This window comes from Rhodoferax sp. (assembly GCF_014859475.1).
GTDB lineage: Bacteria > Pseudomonadota > Gammaproteobacteria > Burkholderiales > Burkholderiaceae_C > Rhodoferax.
In genome coordinates this window covers 1-2,743 of sequence record NZ_JACUUE010000267.1, presented here as the reverse complement: position 1 = coordinate 2,743, position 2,743 = coordinate 1, and the positions used below count along the sequence as shown (strand labels likewise).

The following is a 2,743-nucleotide window of genomic DNA, read 5'->3' as shown; positions in this document are numbered from 1 at the left end:
TGTTCATGGAAAGCGTAGCGCGGCAGTCCAGGCAGTCCGGAGCCATGGATTGCGTCACTTCGTTCGCAATGACGCGGCTGTTCATGAACAAGTAAAGAACTTGCTGCACGGTCATTGGTTTTCTCGTCAATCAAAACCACATGGCCAGTAACCCACCGCGAACACTCAAGCAATTGAATCCTGATTTAAAGACCAAAAATGACTAGCCAACCAGCCGCCCTATCCCACCTCAAAGTCCTCGACCTCTCCAGAGTCCTGGCCGGCCCGTGGTGCACCCAGATGCTGGCCGACCTGGGCGCGGACGTGATCAAGGTCGAACGCCCCGGCGCAGGCGACGACACGCGCCACTGGGGGCCGCCGTTCCTGAAAGATGCAGACGGCAACGACACAACCGAAGCCAGCTATTTCACCGCCTGCAACCGCAACAAGCGCGCCATCACCCTCGACATGGCGCAGGCCGAGGGCCAGGCGCTGATCCTCAAGATGGCGGCGCAAAGTGACGTGCTGGTGGAGAACTTCAAGGTGGGCGGCCTGAAAGCTTACGGCCTCGATTTTGAGAGCCTCAAGGCCGTCAACCCGCGCCTGATTTATTGCTCGGTCACCGGTTTTGGCCAAGACGGACCTTATGCCGAGCGCGCCGGTTACGACCTGATGATCCAGGCCATGAGCGGGCTGATGAGCATCACCGGCCACGCCGACGGCGAGCCCGGCGGCGGCCCGATGCGCATGGGGGTGGCGCTGATCGACGTGCTTACCGGCATTTACGCCTGCAGCGCCATTCTGGCGGCCATCGAGGTGCGCCATCGCACGGGTGAGGGCCAGCACATCGACATGGCGTTACTCGACGTCGGCATGGCGGTGCTGGCCAACCAGGCGGCGGGCTTCTTGAACACCGGCCGGGTGCCGCAGCGCCAGGGCAACACCCACCCCAGCCTGGCGCCCTACCAGACCTTTGACACCCTGGACGGCAACATGCTGCTGGCGATCGGCAACGACGGCCAGTTTGCGCGCTTTTGTGAGGCCGCCGGTCACGCCGAGTGGGCGAAAGATGCGCGTTTTGCCAGCAATACGCTGCGCGTGAAGCATCGCGATGCCCTGATTCCGTTGCTGCAAGCCATCACGTGCAGACGCAGCACAGCACAGTGGATAGCCTTGCTGGAGGACAAGGCCGTGCCCTGTGGCCCGATCAACGACATGGCTCAGGCCTTTGCCGATGCCCAGGTGCAGGCGCGCGGTCTCAAGGTGACGCAAGCCGCGACCAACAGCACACCAGCCACTGGCGCGGTGGCTGCCATCACGACGGTAGCCAGCCCGCTGCGCCTGATGGCCACGCCGCCGGTGCTGCTGCGCCCACCACCCGCTTTGGGCGAGCACACCGATGAAGTGCTGGCTGAACTGGGGTTGGACGCAGCCCAAGTGGCAGCCTTGCGCCAGCGCGGCGTGGTTTGATCAGTTCAAGCCCCAAACATAAGATTCCATCGACAGCACGCCGTAGGTGATGTCGCCGGCAATCACCTGCGCGGCTTCAGCTTCATGGCTGGCGCCCAACGCCAGCAGCAGGGGCAAAAAGTGCTCTTGCGTGGGGTGGGCGCGCTCGGCGTGCGGTGCCCGCAGACGGTAGTCCAGTAGCGCAGCCACATCGACACGCGTCACAGCCTGGCGGACCCAGTGGGCAAATTCGACCGCGTAAGCCACAGCGGACGCAGCGGGGGACTGAATGTCGTACAGGTTGTGCGTCAGGCTGCCGGAGCCGACGATCAGCACCCCCTGGTCACGCAGCGGTGCCAGGGCCCGGCCCAGCGCCAGCGCACCCGCCGCATCCAACGGGTGCGGCATCGACACCTGAAACACCGGAAGTGTGGCTTGCGGCAGCAAATGCATCAGCGGCACCCAGGCACCATGATCGAGGCCGCGGTTGGCGTTGGCGTGTACATGACTGACCTGCCGTTTTCGCCGCGACGCCTGAAACTTTACAACTGGCCCAAATGGGCCGGCGTGACGTTCCTGGCGCTCACGGTGTTGCGCCTGCTGTGGCGCGCCACGCACCGCCCGCCAGCGCTGCCCGCAGCCATTGCGCAAGCCATGCCAAGCTGGCAAAGCCGCGCTTAGGGCTCGCAAAGCAATAACTTGTACTTTTGCCTAGCCATCTTTGGGCGCATTGCTTCGTTGCAAATCGTTTGTTTAGCAGAGCTAAACGGCGCGTTTTGCGCCTGGCTTCAAGAAATTCGATGCCCAGATCAATTTTGATGCCGCCAAACTCGCCACCAGTAAGGTCACATTCACCGTGGACATTGGCAGCGCCACGATGGGCGCGCCCGAAATGGATTACGAACTACCCAAGGCTACCTGGTTCAACGCCGCACAGTTTCCGCAGGCCCGCTTCACGTCATCGGCCTTCAAGGCGCTGGGCGGTGGCAAGTTCGAGGTGGCTGGCCAGCTCGCCATCAAGGGCCAGACGCGCGAGGTAACGGTGCCGCTGGTCATGACACAAAGCGGCCCGACCACCACAGCCACAGGTGTGCTGCCGATCAAGCGGCTGACTTTCAAGATTGGCGACGGCGAATGGGCCGACACCTCGATGGTGGCCGACGACGTGCAGGTCAAGTTCAAGCTCGCGCTCAGCGGCATAAGCAAGCTATGAGCAAGCCGTCACTTGGCACCCGCCTCGTCACTGCGAGCCCCCCGGATTCGGCCCGATACCGCACACGGACCTTGAACAGAGACTTCGTCATCGCGAGCGAAG

2 protein-coding genes and 2 pseudogenes are annotated in these 2,743 nt (G+C 63.0%); 3 read left to right on the top strand and 1 reads right to left on the bottom strand.

Annotation, left to right across the window (positions count from 1 at the left end):
* The first annotated feature begins 198 nt into the window (after positions 1 to 198).
* Positions 199 to 1,449 carry a CaiB/BaiF CoA-transferase family protein gene (locus tag IBX54_RS14180; RefSeq protein ID WP_296543302.1) on the top strand — a complete coding sequence of 417 codons (1,251 nt, stop codon included), beginning with the start codon at positions 199 to 201 and terminating at the stop codon, positions 1,447 to 1,449.
* Here the strand turns inward: IBX54_RS14180 and IBX54_RS14175 are convergent, their stop codons facing one another.
* The gene (locus tag IBX54_RS14175; RefSeq protein ID WP_296543301.1) at positions 1,450 to 1,890 is read right to left on the bottom strand and encodes a class III extradiol ring-cleavage dioxygenase; all 441 of its coding nucleotides are present in this window, start codon (positions 1,888 to 1,890) and stop codon (positions 1,450 to 1,452) included.
* Between IBX54_RS14175 and IBX54_RS14170 the strand changes: the two are divergent.
* Together IBX54_RS14170 and IBX54_RS14165 are read left to right on the top strand one after the other, a co-directional pair.
* Positions 1,876 to 2,097: pseudogene (locus IBX54_RS14170) on the top strand (cytochrome b); the annotation flags it as partial. The gene IBX54_RS14175 and the pseudogene IBX54_RS14170 sit on opposite strands and share 15 nt — an antisense overlap.
* 118 nt (positions 2,098 to 2,215) lie before the next feature.
* Positions 2,216 to 2,641 (top strand): annotated as a pseudogene (locus tag IBX54_RS14165) (YceI family protein); the annotation flags it as partial.
* Positions 2,642 to 2,743 lie beyond the last annotated feature (102 nt).

Bases quoted from the DNA above. Each gene is read 5' to 3' on its own strand.
- IBX54_RS14180 (WP_296543302.1), top strand. From the start codon at position 199: ATGACTAGCCAACCAGCCGCCCTATCCCACCTCAAAGTCCTCGACCTC.